We start from the raw sequence: 14075 nt of genomic DNA on the forward strand, positions 1-14075 counted from the left end.
CTGGCATGGTTTCCGATACTCCACCGACGCATACCCACGACCGCGCGACGGCCGGAACACTGACCATCACCACGGACCGGCCTCGCATCGACGAGGTCGGGGAGGTGATTTACTATCAGGTGAAGCGGATCGATGCGGTCCGCGGACTGCGCATGACGCTGCTGGTGCCGCGCACCTCCGATCCGAAGCCTGCGATCCTCTATGTGCCGGGCGGTGGCTTCACGTCGGCGGCGCACCGCAAATTCATCGAGATGCGGCTCGCGCTCGCGCAGGCGGGTTTCGTCGTCGCCGCCGCTGAATATCGCGTCGTGCCGGATGTCTTTCCGGCTCCACTTGAGGACGGCAAGGCGGCGGTCCGCTATTTGCGGGCGCATGCCGAAGACTATGGCATAGATCCCGACCGGATCGGCGTGCTGGGCGACAGCGCCGGCGGTTGGCTGGCGCAGATGCTGGCGATGACCGGAGACACATCCGACTATGACCGGGGCGATTGGCGGGACACGTCATCCGCCGTGCAGGCGGCGGTGTCGCTTTATGGCATTTCCGACCTGCGAAACATCGGTGCGGGATTTTCCGACGCGATCGGCCGGGTCCATGCCTCGACCGCCTCGACCGAGGCGCTGCTGGTGCACGGCGTCGCGTTCGGCGATTTTGCGGGAGCGACGATCAACAGCGATCCGGCCAAGGCGCTCGCGGCCAGCCCGATCGGCCATCTTTCGGGGCAAAAGCCCCCGCTGCTGCTGATGCACGGAAGCGCCGACGATCTCGTATCGCCGGTGCAGAGCGAGCAGATGGCCGCCGCCTTGCGAGAGCGTGACGCGGATGTCGACCATGTCGTGGTGGACGGTGCCGGGCATGGCGACGGACCATGGTTCCAACCGGCGTTGATCGAGTATGTCGTCGCATGGTTCGGCAAGACGCTCATCAAGCGCTGACGATCGCAGTTCATGGGCGTCTGCTTTAGCTTTCAAACCTCGCCTAGGGCCGCGAGGCGTCGCGGTACCAGTCGGCATAGCCGGTGGTGTGGACCATGTGCCGGTTAAGATCGGGAGCGCCATCGTCCCACCAGACCGGCCCACGTTCGCCGAGCGCGACCTTGGCGGCGTAGACCTGGGTTCGCGCCTGGCGAAGACCCGGTGCGTCGTCATGTGCCATCGCCGTTCGTATGGCGCGGCGGGCCTGCATCAACGCATCGACCAGTGCCTGTCGCTCATCCGGCGTCAGGGCCGGGTTGCTCTTGCGCCACAGCCGCCCGCGCACGACGATATAGCGGCCATCGGGGGTGACCGGTGGTGGGGATTTGCTTCTGGGCATCGACGGGCCACCGGGACGGGCGAGATCATTCCTCATCCTGCCCGAGGTCCCGGTATTGCTAACGCGCTCGGCCGATCCGGTGCTGGTCACGCTTTCTGCCTCGATAGGAACGACATATCGTCAGACGCCTGTCAGGGTGCAGCGTTCCGGGCGGGTTGGCGGTTCGGCGTCGATGAGGCTTGCGGGCGGCGGGGAAAGGCTTAGGCTGATTGCATGGCGGCTTTCGACGACAGTTCCGATCCCGATCTTGGTGCAGCCTGCAACCGGCTGGCGATGTGGGTGGAATCGTTGCCCGAGCGGGCACTGATCGATCCGGTGTCCGAACTGACCGAGGACGATCTGGCGCTCATCCTGCGGCGTCTTCACGCCATGCGGCACCTGGGGGATGATGGGCGCACGACGGACCGTCCGCCGGTGGCCTCCGTGCGGGCGTCTGTGCCGGTGACGGCGAAAAGCTGACGGCGCGAGCGGGGGAAAGCCGCCCGCTCCATATTTTCCTTCCGTTTGAACGGCTCCGATAGGGGGCGAGGGCGTTCTATGGCCTGGCCGCTGGCGAAATGTCGGTCGCGCCAAAGGAGCCGACATGTCCGATCGTCCCAGCCCTTCCCCTGTGCCCGGAGCCGCATCACCCCAGAAAGACGCGGCGGACGCGGGGGGCACCGCGCGTCCGGGGTCCCGGCCGGTCGACGAAAAATCGGTATCCGAACGGGCGGATGACGAAGCCGCTGCGCTCGGCGACTTTGCCTGACGAGCTCCGCGCCATTCTATTCACCATCGGGAGTGCCAATCATGGATGACGAACGCCTCTGGAGTTTCGAGGAGAGCCTTTGGACCCAAGGCCCGGACAATTACCGGGAAAAGGTGGATGCCGAGGTCGTGATGGTGCTGCCCCGGCCGCCCTTCGTGCTGACCGGCGACGCCGCCGTGGCGGCGGTGGCGGATACGCCCGTTTGGGACAACGCCGAACTGACCGAGCGGCAGGTGTCACGCCCCCAGGAGGGATTGATCGTCATCGGCTATCATGTCGCGGCCAGCCGGGACGGGGAGGCCTATGAGGCCTATTGCACCTCGGTCATCCGGCGGCTGGAGCATGAGGTCTGGCGGGTCGTGCAGCATCAGCAGACCCCGAAGCTGACAAAGCCTCTGGCAGAGGCGTAAGTTCGGGGAAGGGGGGCTCGTCGGTCTTGACCGGCCGGGCTCTCCTTCACCATGGCCAAGATCCCATTGTTCTTCTTGCCTGCCTAACCCCAGCGGGTCGCGCGCTGGATGGCCTTGTCGACCGGTACGTCATGAAGTTGCCGATAGCGGGCCTCGACCAGGCTGAAGAGCCCGAAGGCCAGTAGCCCGATGCCGACGATGATATCGAAAGGATCGGTCAGCCAGGACAGCACCCGTGCCATGCCGCCCGCCTCGCTGGCATGTTCCTCGATCCCGGCCTTCGCCAGAAGATAGCCGCTGATCAGGAAGACGAGGCCGCGTGCCGCATAGCCTACGCGTCCGCTCCACTGCACCCAGGACTGTCTCGCCACCGATGGATTCAGATAGCGCAGGAACGAGCCTTTGACGGCCTTTGCGAACTGGACCACGCCCAGCACCACCATCACGGCGGCCCCCAGCAAGACCAGCGCCCAGCCGCCGGGCAGTTGCATCGCCGTCCGCGCGCTTTCCTGAGCGCCGTCTCCCGACAGGGCCGCTCCGCGCATCAACTGCACCGATTGCGAGGCGAGCAGGAGGTGGATGGCACCGCTGACACCCGCCCCGACCCGTTCCATCACGCCTTTACGGTCGGTTCCGTGCCGTTCGATATCCAGCGCCGCATCGGCCAGCCGCCATATGCCATAGGCGGTCAGCCCGACGGCGATGATCGCCAGCAGTATCTGGCCGCCGCCTCGGCCGAGATATTCGATCGCGCCGCTTTGATCCTCCGCCCGGCCCGTCCGGACGATCAGCATGGCGATGACGATATAGAGCAGCCCGCGCGTCGCGAAGCCGATCCGCGTCAAGGCCGTCAGGCGCGAGCTGGCGTTCATATGGTCTCCCTTAACTCCGGACAAAACAAGGCCTAAGCGATCTCGTTCCAGCTTCGGAATGGCTTTTCGGCTGTTCGCTGTCGACGCGGCGGGACGCACGGGCATGCCCAGCTTTCGATGCGTATGCGACCTAATAGGTCACGGTCACGACGACCGTATCGGTATAGAGGCCGGGGGCGGGTGTCGGTTGCGCGGGCACCCGCCCATAGATGGTCAGCGTCTGGGCAAGGCCGGTGCCCGAGGCCTGGATGCCGCTGTCCCAGCTGGACGAAAAGGCGGCATCGCGGAACAGGCCATAGGTGATGAAGCTGCCCGAGGGGCCGCGCATCCGGCGGACGCCCGATGCATCGGCATTGCGCCCGGTATCCAGCCGCAGGGCATAAGGCGTCTGGCTGGTACAGGTCAGGGTGAGGCCGCTTTGTGCCGTGACCGCTTGAGCCAGCACGCCGGTCGTCGGGAAGGTCAGCGCCGTGGCCGCCACGGTGCAGCCCTTGGGCACCGTGGCCGTCACCTCGAAGGTCGGACGGACGGAGGCGGTGCCGGCGAAGCCGGTGCAGTTGGTGCTGGTGCCGAGCAGTTCGGCCCCATAGCTGAAGAGCGTGGCGTTGCCGATGAAGCTGGAACGATAGGCGCCCGGCACCGCGGTCGCCTGGCCGCCGAACAAGCGCGCATAGATGGTCCGCGTCGCCGAACCGGCCCCGTTCAGCAGGTTGGAGATGATGATCGCGGGCACCGTGCCCAACGCCGGATTGTCCTGCGATCCCCAGGCGACCGATCGCGCCGCATCCTGATAGAGCTGATAGCGCAGCGTTCCTCCGGTGCTGGTCATCAAGCGGCCGGAGCCGTCCGTGCCGCCGCTGCCCGCGCCGATGCCGGGACAGAGTTTGACGACGTTGAGCACCGGAATGCTGGTACAGGTGACCGTGACCGTCCCCGTCACGTCGACGGGTCCACTGGTCAGCAGCGAGGGGCTGCCGAAGTCGGTCGACGACACCGTGGCCGAACAGGTTTGCGCCTGTGCCGGGGCGGGCATGGCCAGACAGGCGATGACGGCGAGCAACAAGAGGATCAGCCGGGTCACGGGGCCGCGCTCGCCATGGGTGTACAGACGGCCTGGATACGAACCTGCTCGCCCGGCTGAGCGGCAAAGGGAAAATTCGCGCGGCAGCGGCGGCCATCGGGATCGGTGACGATCGCCTCGTTCCGCGCCCCGAGCGCATTCAGGAACGCGGCACCGTCATAGCCGACCACATCCTCCGGAAGACCGGGCCGGGCGATCGCCGAGCCCAGCGGTAGCGGCCGACCCTGGCCATCGACGAACTCGACCAGCGCCGTGTCGGTCTCACGCGCCACGCCGAACGCGACCAGTGCGGGCACCCGGGTAAAGGCCACGGCCTCGGCATGGGTCGAGGCGATGCGTGCATCGACCGGCAGCGAGGAGGGATCAATCGAGATCGCGCTCGGCTCAAACGGGGCGATGTCGGGGACCAACAGCTTGCCCGACGCGCCGGTGGTGCCGACCAGCCGGTTCTCGCGATATACCCGCACGCCGCTCGCGCCCGCATCGGCCACCGCAAAGGACTGGTCGAGCCGTCGCGCCGCATAGAGGTCGCCACCGATCAGCGCGACCGCGCCCTCGGCCTGCAAGGTGCCGGAGACGTTGCCGCCCGCATAGAGGCCGGTCGCCTCGAACTGGGCAAAGCCGGTCGTGTGGCGGATGATGGCATGCCCCGCCCGCTCGCGCCCATCGGCCACCCGCACCGACCAGCCCCAGGAGCCGGGCTCGTGTGCACCCTGCCGCGACATCTCGGCATAGCCCGAGACTCGCCCCTCCGACACCGTTGCACCGGTCGTGACCGAGGCGCGCCGCCCGAAGGGCAGGCTGGCTCCAACGAACAGGCCGAAGCTCCGACCGCCGGTCAGGTCCGCGACGGCATTGGCGAACAGCGACAGCCGCCCGACATTGGCGGTCGAGGACAGGCTGGCCAGTCGATACCGGTCGCCCGCCGCCGTCTTGGAATTGACCAGGCTGACCCCGACCGAGGCCGAGGTCGCTGGGACGGGCAGCGACAGGGAGAATTGGTCGACCTCGCGCGGCGCGCCGAAGATGCGCCGGTCGCCCACCAGGATCGGGCCAAAGGACGATGTGCGCGACGCCAGATCCTCATAGCGGCCGATCGCCCGCATCGATCGGATCAGCACCGAAAAGCCGGATCGGCGGGTCTCGAAGGCGATGTCGATCAGCCCGCCGGTGCGGCCACCCGCCTGGCTGATCGCCCCGGCCAGTGACAACAAGGCCTGGTCCTGCAACGTCACGACGCCGCCCGCGCCCAGCTGGACCAGACCCGCGCCCAGCTCGGCGTGACCCTGTAGCGTCAGCCGGTCGGTCATGCCGCGCCGTACCGATGCCGAGGCGATCAGCCGCCGGTCATAGTCGTTCGACAGGATCGCATAGCTTCGCCGCGCAAAGCCGATCTCCGTGCTGAAATCGGTCAGCTCCTCCGCCAGCAACTGGGGCGAGGCATAGAAGGGCGCGGTCTGCACGGTTTCCCGGCCCAGCGCGTCGCGGACGACGACGGTGGCGACGCCCGCGCCCTGGACGACCGGCGGGTGCATGACGGCATAGGGGCCCTGGGGCACGTCGGCGGACAGGGTGCGGACGCGGTCGATGAACAGGTCGAGCGTCGAGGGGGCGGCGGCGCTGCCCAGCAGGCGTGGCACGGGCATGGTGACCAGGTCTGGCCGCATGCCGAAGGTCCGCTGGATCTGAAGACCCGCCATGCGGATCGGGCGGGTCCAGGCATGGCCGCCATTGATCGTGTCGCCCATGCGCAGCGTCACCAGACGCCTGGGGTCCTCATAGCTGTAACTCGTGGCCAGCCGGGTGAAACGCGGCCCGCCCGACAACAGGCCGACCGCGCTGCTCTCGAACAGGCCGAACGCGCCGAAGACGCGCGTCCCGAACGCCCCCGATGCGCCGGTAAAGCGCGGGCCGACCGCGCTCCGGTCCCCGCTGGCGAACAACGTATAGTCCAGCACCGCGCCGAAGGGCGGCCGGTCGGGCGTCAGGGCGGAACGGTTCCCGCGCCCGCCGTCGATCAGCGTCGGGCTCTGCACGGTCGGGCCGGCGGCCAGCCACATGATCTGGCGCATCTGCTCATATCGATAGCGCAGCCCGGAAATACGCTCCAGCGACACGTCGCCCGTCTGGGCATCCGGCGGGACCTTGACGCCCAGAGTCCGTAGTTGCGCGACGGGTGCGGTGAAACTGCCGTCCGCGCGTTGCGTGAACGAGGCGACATAGCCGGTGGGCTTGTCGTTCAGATAGACCTCGAGCTGAAGCGCCTGTTCCTGGCGGCTGGGGTCGACATCGACTCCGACGCGAAGGCTGTCGCTGTCCTGCGCACCGGCCGTCTGCGCGCAGCCCAGCATGGCCAAGATGATCCAGGCCAGCTCACCGGCGCGGCTGGGTCGCAAGGGAGACCTCGATCGGGCCGCCATCGGAGACGGCCCGCATCCGCAGGTCGGTGCCGCCGGGCAGGGTGTTACCGGGGTTCAGCGGAATGCGAAGTTCGGAGCCGGCCAGCACATAGCCCACCAGCCCCGACCGGGCGAGAAGCTGCTGACTGCCCGCGATCAGCTGGAGGTCGGCGACCCGCAGCCGCCTGTTGCCCTTGTTGCGCCCGATCAGCGCCGCGCCGCCGCCCGATCGGTCGATCCGCCATTCCACATCGGGCATCCGGCGCGGGATGTCGGAGAAGAAGGCGGGGATCGACTGACGCACGACCAGATTGACCGTGCCCGGTTGCGCGCGGGTCGGCTCAGGCACTTCGTCGATCAGGACGCGATACGCTTCCTCGCCGACGGGCGCCGCCTTGGCCGTGCGGACGACACGGATCAGATATTGCTGCTGCGGCGCCAGCGTCGAGAAGGGCGGGCTGGCGACCACGTCATTCGTGGGGGTGAGGACATCGGTGCCGTCGCGCGAGGTCCATTTCATCACGCGGACCTGGACCCGCACCGGCCGCTGCTCGGCGTTGCTGAGCGTCAGCGAGGTCGTGCGCGCGCCCGGCAGAGGGTCGATGGCGACCGGCGCGACCCGTATGTCCGAGGCGTGGCCGACCGCCGGGATCGCCAGGACTATCGCCATCCCCGCAAGCGACCTTCTGGGCCAGCGGATCATCAGTACGTCACCGTGACCTGGACCGTATCGGTGTAGCTGCCCGCCGCCGGAGTGGTCTGGGCCGGGACGCGCCCGTACACCGTCAGCGACTGGACCGCGCCGTTGCCGATCCCGGCCAGCGTATCGGTGCCTGCGGTATTGCCCCAGATCTGTGACCGGGCGGGGTCGCGGAACAGCTCATAGACGATTGTGGCCCCCGCGCCCGAGGTCATCCGCCGCGCCGCCACGGTCGCCCCCGTACCCGCACCGGCATTCAGGCCGATATTATAGGGGGTGGTGTTGGTACACTGGACACCGATCGTGCTGGTCGAGGTGATCGCGGCCTGGATCACGCCGGTATTGCCGAAGGCCAGGTCGCTGGCCGAGGTCAGGCGGCATTCGGCCTGGATCGTCAACGACACCTGAAACTGCGTGCTCTGCTGCGCGGCGGCGGGATCGGCGATCAGCATGCAGCCCAGTGCCGCAATGCCGAGAGGTGCGAGATAGGGTTTCACGATATTGTGCCTCCAAATCACGCCTGATCAAAAGCCCGAATTCGTTATCAAGGTGCTAAAGCTTCGGAATCGGACGAGAATTTCGGAAAGTGATCGTGTTGGCTGTGGCCTGTGCCTTGGCGCGGCGAACGTGCTAGGGGCGGGCCATGTCGAAAACCCAAATTCAGGCCGGCAGCGTGATCGTCGACGGCATCACCTATGACTGGCACCTCCAGCGCGAGCCTCATCTGTCGGACGACGAAGGGTGGAAGGGCATGACCATCGCGCTTTCGGAACAGGGCGCCGGGCGCGAGGCGCATATGGAGTTTCCGGCTCCGAAGCGGCTGCTCAAGGGCTTGCCGCGCGGGCGGCTCCAGCTCGACGAACCGACGATCACGCGCTGCGTACGCTCGGCGCTGGCGGCGGGATGGGACCCGATGTCGCGCGGCCGGCCGGTGGTCTTCACGGTCGACGCCGAGGGGAATTGAGGCTAAATTCGGCTTTATTCCTGCCCTGCAAGGGGAGGAGATAGGGGGCTCAGACCGGGCAGACCAGATCGAATGCGGCGGTGGCCATGGTCCGGCCGTTGACGAGCAATTCGACCTCATGGCAACCGGAATGGTGGCGGCGCGTGCTGAAGTCGCGCATGACCTGACGGATGCCCAGCCTGGCGGTGGCCGATCCGGCAAGGTTGAAGGTCTTGAGCTTGAAGACCTTGGCCGCCGTCTTGCCCGCGCCCCGCGCGTAATGGAGGCGGTAGTCGACGACGAGGCGCTGGTTGGCCTGGGTGAGGGAGGATAGCTCAACGGCGATCGTCACGGCCTCGCCCAGCGCGACGGTTGCAGGCTCGACGGTGAACCGGTCGACGCGCACCTCTGCCCCGTGCGCGACCCCGATCAGCGCCAGCGCTTGCGGATCGCCCTTCTTGATGAGCGAACGGAGCGCATGGCGGATGATCCAGCCCGTGCGCGGGCTTTCCCGGTCCCAGCCTTGCAGATGTTCGACCAGCCAATCGGGACGATCCTTGCCGATATCGTTCAGATGGTTGGCGACCGACTTGCGGACATAGAGGCTGGGATCGTCGCGCAACGCATCCAGGATCGGGGCAGCCAGGGTCGGATCGGCCCGCAGCGCCGGGACGCGCGAGGCCCAGGGCAGGCGCGGGCGACTGCCTTCGCTGGCGAGGCGGCGGACATGCTCGTTCGGGTCGGTGGTCCAGCGGAGCATCTGCGCCAGCGCCCGCCCGGGATCGGCGGCGAGGAACGGACGGATCGCGAACTCCGCCGAGCCGAACCGGGTCAGATCGGCCAGCGCCTCCATCGACCGATCGAAATCGTGCAAGCCGTGCCTGGCGACGAATTCGGTGACGGCCATCGCCTGGAAAGCATGGGTCAGGCGCGGCGCGATGGCTCTGACGACATGGATTGCGGTCGCGTAATCGGTGGCCAGGGCTTCATGGAGCGCGTCGGCGATATGGCGGACCCGCTCCATGATCGACAGCCCGTTGAGTCCCTCCAACGCCGTATCGAGAAACGCCGCGCGGTCGAAGACGGGCGACGCCGCGGCACCGGCATCGGCGATGATCGTCACCGCCTCGACGCCCAGAATGTCCTTCATCAGGGGATAGGCTTTCGCGTCGCTCATGAGGGTCGGTCGTCCGTCCGGAATATCGCTTGTGCAAAGCGTTACCGCATCGGAGCGGCATCGTGCGCTTAAAAAAGGGCGTCATCAAATCGCCGCCGGGACGTAACGCGCCTGAAACGTCCTCCCCATAGGCGCAGCCCCCACAAGCGCCACGCGCATCGCCTATGGGGAAGGCTCCATCATGAAATTCGTTACCGCCAGCGCCATTGTGGCGCTGCATCTGTCCTTTGCCCCCGCCGCCTGGGCGCAGACCGCGCCGGATACGGGCGCGGACAGCGACGTGATCGTTACCGGCACCCGTGAGCGGGGCCGGACGCAGTTCGATACGCTGGCCCCGGTCGACGTGCTGCCCGAAACGCTGATCCGCTCGGGCGTGTCGGGCGACCTGAACGACACGCTGGCGCAGCTGTTGCCCTCCTTCAATGTGCAGCGCCTGCCTGCCGCCGATGGCCAGGCATTCGTCCGCCCGGCCACCCTGCGTGGGCTGTCGGCGGACCAGACGCTCGTGCTGGTCAACGGCAAGCGTTACCACCGCTCGGCATTGCTCGGCACGCGCGGCGCACAGGCCCCCGACCTCGCCAGCATCCCCAGCCTGGCGATCAAGCGGATCGAGGTGCTGCGCGACGGCGCCTCGGCGCAATATGGGTCGGACGCGATTGCGGGCGTCATCAACATCATCCTCGACGATGCGCCCGGCATGGAGGCCTATGGCCAGTTCGGCCGATATGATGCGGGCGACGGCAATGATTATCAGTCGGGGATGCGTGGCGGCATCGCGCTGGGCGAGCGCGGCGCGATCGTCTTCACCGGCCAGTTCGAACATGCCGAGGCCACCTCGCGCACCCGCCAGCGCCCCGACGCCATCGCGTTCCAGGCGGCGAACCCGACGCTGACCGTCCCCAATCCCGTCCAGCGCTGGGGCCAGCCCGACGAGGAACGGCTGCGCGGCGCGCTCGACATGCATTATGAACTCGTTCCCGGCGTAACCCTCTATGCCTTTGGCACGGCACAGCAGGGGGAGGGCGTGACCGACTTCAACTGGCGCAATCCGGCGGGGACGGGCAGCGTCTATAATGCCAGCAGTGCCTTTCCGGGGTTCAGCTTCCGCAGCATCTATCCGGTCGGCTTCACCCCGCGTTTCGGGACGCGCTTTGCTGATATCCAGGCCGATAGCGGATTGCGCGGCGAGCTGTCCGATGCCTTTTCCTACGATATCAGCGCGTCGTCGGGTCGCAGCCGCATCGACTATACTTTGGCCGAGAGCCTGAACGCCTCGCTGGGGCCGAACAGTCCGACGCGTTTCTATCTGGGCCGCCTCACCCAGATCGAGACGAACCTGAATGCCGATTTCGTCTATCGCCTGCCCATCGGCGGAGTCGAGCCGCTGAACATCGCCTTTGGCGGCGAGCGCCGGATCGAGCGTTATGTCGTCGGCACCGGCGACCCCGCTTCCTATGCCATTGGGCTGGGTGCGGCGACGGGGCTTGCGCCCAATTCCAACGGCTTCCCCGGCTTCGGTCCGCAACAGGCAGGCCATTTCCGGCAGAGCAGCAATGCGGGCTATGTCGACCTCGCCTGGCGGCCGGTGTCGATCGTCTCGCTGGGCGCGGCGGGACGGTACGAGGATTTCTCCAGCTTCGGCGACAAATTCACCTACAAGTTGTCGGGCCGGGTCGAGCCCATGTCGTGGCTGGCGCTGCGCGGCACCTATTCGACCGGCTTCCGCGCGCCGACGCCCGCGCAGCTGAACACCCGGGTGGTCAGCCAGGGCCTCGACACCCGTACGCTGCAGGTGTTCAACCAGGGGCGTCTGGCGCCGACCGATCCGCTGGCCATCGCGCTCGGCGCCAGGCCGCTGCGCCCCGAGACCTCGCGCAACGCGACCATCGGGCTGGCGGTGCAGACGCAGGTGGGGTTCACCGCGACGGTCGATCTTTATCAGATCGATGTCGACGACCGGTTCAGCCAGTCGGCAACGATCGCCATCCCGGCGACCTTGGCCAATCCCAACCGCTTCACCTCGATCAGCTATTTCACCAACGACTTCAACACGCGCACGCGGGGTGTCGACATGGTGCTGGGCTATAACCGCCAGATCGGCGGCGGGCGTGCCAGTGCGACCCTCGCCTATAACTACAACCGCACCCAGGTGCGCAGCGGCACCAGCGCGGCGATCGCCAACGAAACGCAGCGGCGCATTTTCGAGGAACGGCTGCCGCGTCACAATGCGACCGGCACGCTGGGCTATGACATCGGGTCGGTCGGCGTGATGCTGCGCGGGCGTTACTATGGGCCGTGGACCGATGTGACGGGCAATGCGACGGGCGAGTTGTTCCAGCGGTTCGGCGGCATCGCGCTGTTCGACGCCTCGCTGACCTATCGCATCACGCCCAACATCTCGGTCCGGGGCGGGGCGGAGAACATCTTCGACACCTATCCCGCCGAGGCGACCAACCAGGCCAATCGCGGCCTGATCTATTCGCGCAACGCCCCTTACGACACCGATGGCGGGCGCTATTATGTGCGGGTCGGGGTCAGCTTCTGATGATCGACCGGCGCATGGTGCTGGCGGGCGGGATGGCGACCGCCGTCCCGCTGCCGGGGATCGCCGCTTCCGCGCGGATGCATGCGCCGGCACCCGACGACGAAGCCTTCTGGGCGGGTGTCGCGGCGGAGTACGACCGACCGTCGGACGGCATCGTCCAGCTGGAAAACGGCAATTGGGGCGCGATGGCGGGGCCCGTGCGGCTGGCCTATGAGCAGGCCGTCGCGCGGGTAAACCGCGACACCAGCTATTATGCGCGCCGGGGGATGCTGGCCGATCTGCGCGCCGCGCGCGAGGCGGTGGCGGGCGAACTGGGCGTGCCGCCCGACGAGATCGCCTTCACCCGCAACGCGACCGAGGCGCTCAAGGCGCTGATCCTGGGCTACAACCGTCTCTCGCTAGGCGATGCGGTGCTGTATGCCGACCTCGACTATGACAGCATGCAGGCCTGTATGGAGAGCCTGGGGCCCCGGCGCGGAGTCCGGGTGCGGCGCATCGCCCTGCCGGAACCCGCGACGCGGCAGGCGCTGATCGACGCCTATGCGGAGGCGATGGCGGCAGAACCTCGACTGAAGCTGATCCTGCTGACCCATCTCAGCCATCGGACCGGGCTGGTCCTGCCGGTGCGGGAGATTGCCGCGATGGCGCGGGCGCGGGGTATCGATGTCATCGTGGACGCGGCGCATAGCTGGCAGCAACTGGACTTCACGCTGCCCGATCTCGACTGCGACTTTGTCGGGCTGAACGGGCATAAATGGCTGGGCGCGCCGTTGGGAATGGGGATATTGCATATCCGCGGCTCCGCGCTGGCGCGGATCGACCGCGACCCGGCCGAGGATGTGGGCGGACCGGACAGCATCCTGTCCCGCGTGCATACGGGCACGCTGGACTATGCCGCGTGGCTGACCGCACCGGCCGCGCTTGCCTATCAACGGCGGATCGACCGAGCGGCGCGAGCGGCACGTCTGCGGGCCTTGCGCAACCGCTGGGTGGCGCGGGCGCGGCAGGTTCCGGGGATGACCGTATTGACGCCGGACGACCCGGCCTTGCACGGCGCGATCACCTCCTTCCGCATCGACGGCGTGACGAGCGCACAAGGCAATACCGAACTGGCCAGGCAACTGCTCGACCGACACCGTGTCTTCACCGTCCACCGTAGCGGGGCGGCCAAGGGGGCCTGTATCCGCGTGACGCCCGCGCTTTTCACATCGATGGCGGAGGTCGACCGGCTGGCCGCTGTCTTGCCCGATCTCGTCACCGCACGCTGATCCATTGGATTGGGATTCCGAAAGAGCCGGTCTACCATGTGCGCCTGCAATCCGTCCTGCGGTTCGAGCCGGTGATGGTTGACGACGCTGGCAGGCCCGCCGGTTTCGCGACATAGCGAGCACCATGTCCTTTCCCCGACTCTCGCCATCCTGGTTTCGCCACCGGGTCCGATCCAGCGAAGCGAGCCTGGTCCTGCTTGCCATCGCGATCGGTGCGGCGGCGGGATTGCTTAGCGTCGCGCAGGGGGCCATCGCGCGAGGGTTGCAGCGGCTGCTGTTCACGCTGGAGGTGGATCAACGGCTGAGCGCCAGCACGACCATTCCCGCCTGGGGGCTGCTGGCCCTGCCGCTTGGGGGGATGGTGCTGGTCCTGTTCTCGCGGATAACGGGGGCGCGCAAGCGGCGGCTGGTCGACGCCGTGGAGGCCAATGCGCTGCACGGCGGGCGCATGTCCTGGTCGGACAGCCTGGTGATTTCCGGCCAGACGATCCTCTCCAACGGCTTCGGCGCATCGGTCGGGCTGGAGGCGGCCTATGCACAATTGGGGGCGGGGTTGGCCTCGATCACCGGCGGCTGGCTGCGGTTGCGGCGCGGCGACCTGCGCGTACTGGTCGGGGC

At 67.4% G+C, this 14075-nt stretch carries 14 protein-coding genes; 7 read left to right on the forward strand and 7 right to left on the reverse strand.

Annotated elements, in window-relative coordinates; translation table 11 throughout:
• Window positions 1-5 precede the first annotated feature (5 nt).
• The gene (locus NS355_RS11565; protein ID WP_058745854.1) at window positions 6-935 is read left to right on the forward strand and encodes an alpha/beta hydrolase; all 930 of its coding nucleotides are present in this window, start codon (window positions 6-8) and stop codon (window positions 933-935) included.
• 43 nt (window positions 936-978) lie between these two features.
• Here the strand turns inward: NS355_RS11565 and NS355_RS11570 are convergent, their stop codons facing one another.
• A complete protein-coding gene (locus NS355_RS11570; protein WP_058745855.1) occupies window positions 979-1314 on the reverse strand; it encodes a hypothetical protein in 336 nt (111 codons plus the stop codon).
• 213 nt (window positions 1315-1527) lie between these two features.
• Here NS355_RS11570 and NS355_RS11575 point away from each other — a divergent pair, with 213 nt between their 5' ends.
• Window positions 1528-1773, forward strand: a complete 246-nt coding sequence (locus NS355_RS11575; protein WP_058745856.1) for a hypothetical protein — start codon at window positions 1528-1530, stop codon at window positions 1771-1773.
• A gap of 330 nt (window positions 1774-2103) precedes the next feature.
• Window positions 2104-2472, forward strand: coding sequence for a hypothetical protein (locus NS355_RS11580; RefSeq protein WP_058745857.1), 369 nt, complete (start codon window positions 2104-2106; stop codon window positions 2470-2472).
• Between the two features lie 83 nt (window positions 2473-2555).
• Here the strand turns inward: NS355_RS11580 and NS355_RS11585 are convergent, their stop codons facing one another.
• From NS355_RS11585 to NS355_RS11605, 5 genes are all read right to left on the reverse strand, one after another.
• On the reverse strand, window positions 2556-3344 hold the full coding sequence (locus NS355_RS11585; protein WP_058745858.1) for a DUF1206 domain-containing protein: 789 nt from the start codon (window positions 3342-3344) through the stop codon (window positions 2556-2558).
• A 130-nt stretch (window positions 3345-3474) separates the two neighbouring features.
• Window positions 3475-4425, reverse strand: coding sequence for a Csu type fimbrial protein (locus tag NS355_RS11590; RefSeq protein ID WP_058745859.1), 951 nt, complete (start codon window positions 4423-4425; stop codon window positions 3475-3477).
• On the reverse strand, window positions 4422-6821 hold the full coding sequence (locus NS355_RS11595) for a fimbria/pilus outer membrane usher protein (RefSeq protein ID WP_058745860.1): 2400 nt from the start codon (window positions 6819-6821) through the stop codon (window positions 4422-4424). Before NS355_RS11595 ends, NS355_RS11590 begins: the two co-directional genes overlap by 4 nt.
• Window positions 6799-7494 (reverse strand): fimbrial biogenesis chaperone, encoded by a 696-nt coding sequence (locus NS355_RS11600; protein WP_058745861.1) that lies wholly within the window; start codon window positions 7492-7494, stop codon window positions 6799-6801. Before NS355_RS11600 ends, NS355_RS11595 begins: the two co-directional genes overlap by 23 nt.
• Before the next feature lie 32 nt (window positions 7495-7526).
• Window positions 7527-8021, reverse strand: a complete 495-nt coding sequence (locus NS355_RS11605) for a Csu type fimbrial protein (RefSeq protein ID WP_244489662.1) — start codon at window positions 8019-8021, stop codon at window positions 7527-7529.
• Between the two features lie 146 nt (window positions 8022-8167).
• Here NS355_RS11605 and NS355_RS11610 point away from each other — a divergent pair, with 146 nt between their 5' ends.
• Window positions 8168-8488, forward strand: a complete 321-nt coding sequence (locus tag NS355_RS11610; RefSeq protein WP_058745863.1) for a hypothetical protein — start codon at window positions 8168-8170, stop codon at window positions 8486-8488.
• Between the two features lie 49 nt (window positions 8489-8537).
• Here the strand turns inward: NS355_RS11610 and NS355_RS11615 are convergent, their stop codons facing one another.
• The gene (locus NS355_RS11615) at window positions 8538-9644 is read right to left on the reverse strand and encodes a DNA alkylation repair protein (RefSeq protein WP_058745864.1); all 1107 of its coding nucleotides are present in this window, start codon (window positions 9642-9644) and stop codon (window positions 8538-8540) included.
• Between the two features lie 181 nt (window positions 9645-9825).
• On the opposite strand from NS355_RS11615, the gene NS355_RS11620 reads away from it, so the two are divergent.
• From NS355_RS11620 to NS355_RS11630, 3 genes are all read left to right on the forward strand, one after another.
• Window positions 9826-12189: a TonB-dependent receptor plug domain-containing protein gene (locus NS355_RS11620; RefSeq protein ID WP_058745865.1), complete on the forward strand. Its 2364-nt coding sequence runs from the start codon at window positions 9826-9828 to the stop codon at window positions 12187-12189.
• Window positions 12189-13457 (forward strand): aminotransferase class V-fold PLP-dependent enzyme, encoded by a 1269-nt coding sequence (locus NS355_RS11625; RefSeq protein ID WP_058745866.1) that lies wholly within the window; start codon window positions 12189-12191, stop codon window positions 13455-13457. Before NS355_RS11620 ends, NS355_RS11625 begins: the two co-directional genes overlap by 1 nt.
• 124 nt (window positions 13458-13581) lie before the next feature.
• Window positions 13582-14075, forward strand: a 494-nt coding sequence (locus NS355_RS11630; protein ID WP_167345444.1) for a chloride channel protein, incomplete at its 3' end; no start/stop codon positions are given.

The sequence above is a fragment of the Sphingomonas yabuuchiae genome (genome assembly GCF_001477495.1).
Taxonomy (GTDB): Bacteria; Pseudomonadota; Alphaproteobacteria; order Sphingomonadales; family Sphingomonadaceae; genus Sphingomonas; species Sphingomonas yabuuchiae_A.

Excerpts from the sequence above, each read along its gene's own strand:
- NS355_RS11565 (WP_058745854.1), top strand. The coding sequence starts at position 6 with ATGGTTTCCGATACTCCACCGACGCATACCCACGACCGCGCGACGGCC.
- NS355_RS11570 (WP_058745855.1), bottom strand. The coding sequence starts at position 1,314 with ATGCCCAGAAGCAAATCCCCACCACCGGTCACCCCCGATGGCCGCTAT.
- NS355_RS11575 (WP_058745856.1), top strand. The coding sequence starts at position 1,528 with ATGGCGGCTTTCGACGACAGTTCCGATCCCGATCTTGGTGCAGCCTGC.
- NS355_RS11580 (WP_058745857.1), top strand. The coding sequence starts at position 2,104 with ATGGATGACGAACGCCTCTGGAGTTTCGAGGAGAGCCTTTGGACCCAA.
- NS355_RS11585 (WP_058745858.1), bottom strand. The coding sequence starts at position 3,344 with ATGAACGCCAGCTCGCGCCTGACGGCCTTGACGCGGATCGGCTTCGCG.
- NS355_RS11600 (WP_058745861.1), bottom strand. The coding sequence starts at position 7,494 with ATGGCGATAGTCCTGGCGATCCCGGCGGTCGGCCACGCCTCGGACATA.
- NS355_RS11610 (WP_058745863.1), top strand. The coding sequence starts at position 8,168 with ATGTCGAAAACCCAAATTCAGGCCGGCAGCGTGATCGTCGACGGCATC.
- NS355_RS11615 (WP_058745864.1), bottom strand. The coding sequence starts at position 9,644 with ATGAGCGACGCGAAAGCCTATCCCCTGATGAAGGACATTCTGGGCGTC.
- NS355_RS11620 (WP_058745865.1), top strand. The coding sequence starts at position 9,826 with ATGAAATTCGTTACCGCCAGCGCCATTGTGGCGCTGCATCTGTCCTTT.
- NS355_RS11625 (WP_058745866.1), top strand. The coding sequence starts at position 12,189 with ATGATCGACCGGCGCATGGTGCTGGCGGGCGGGATGGCGACCGCCGTC.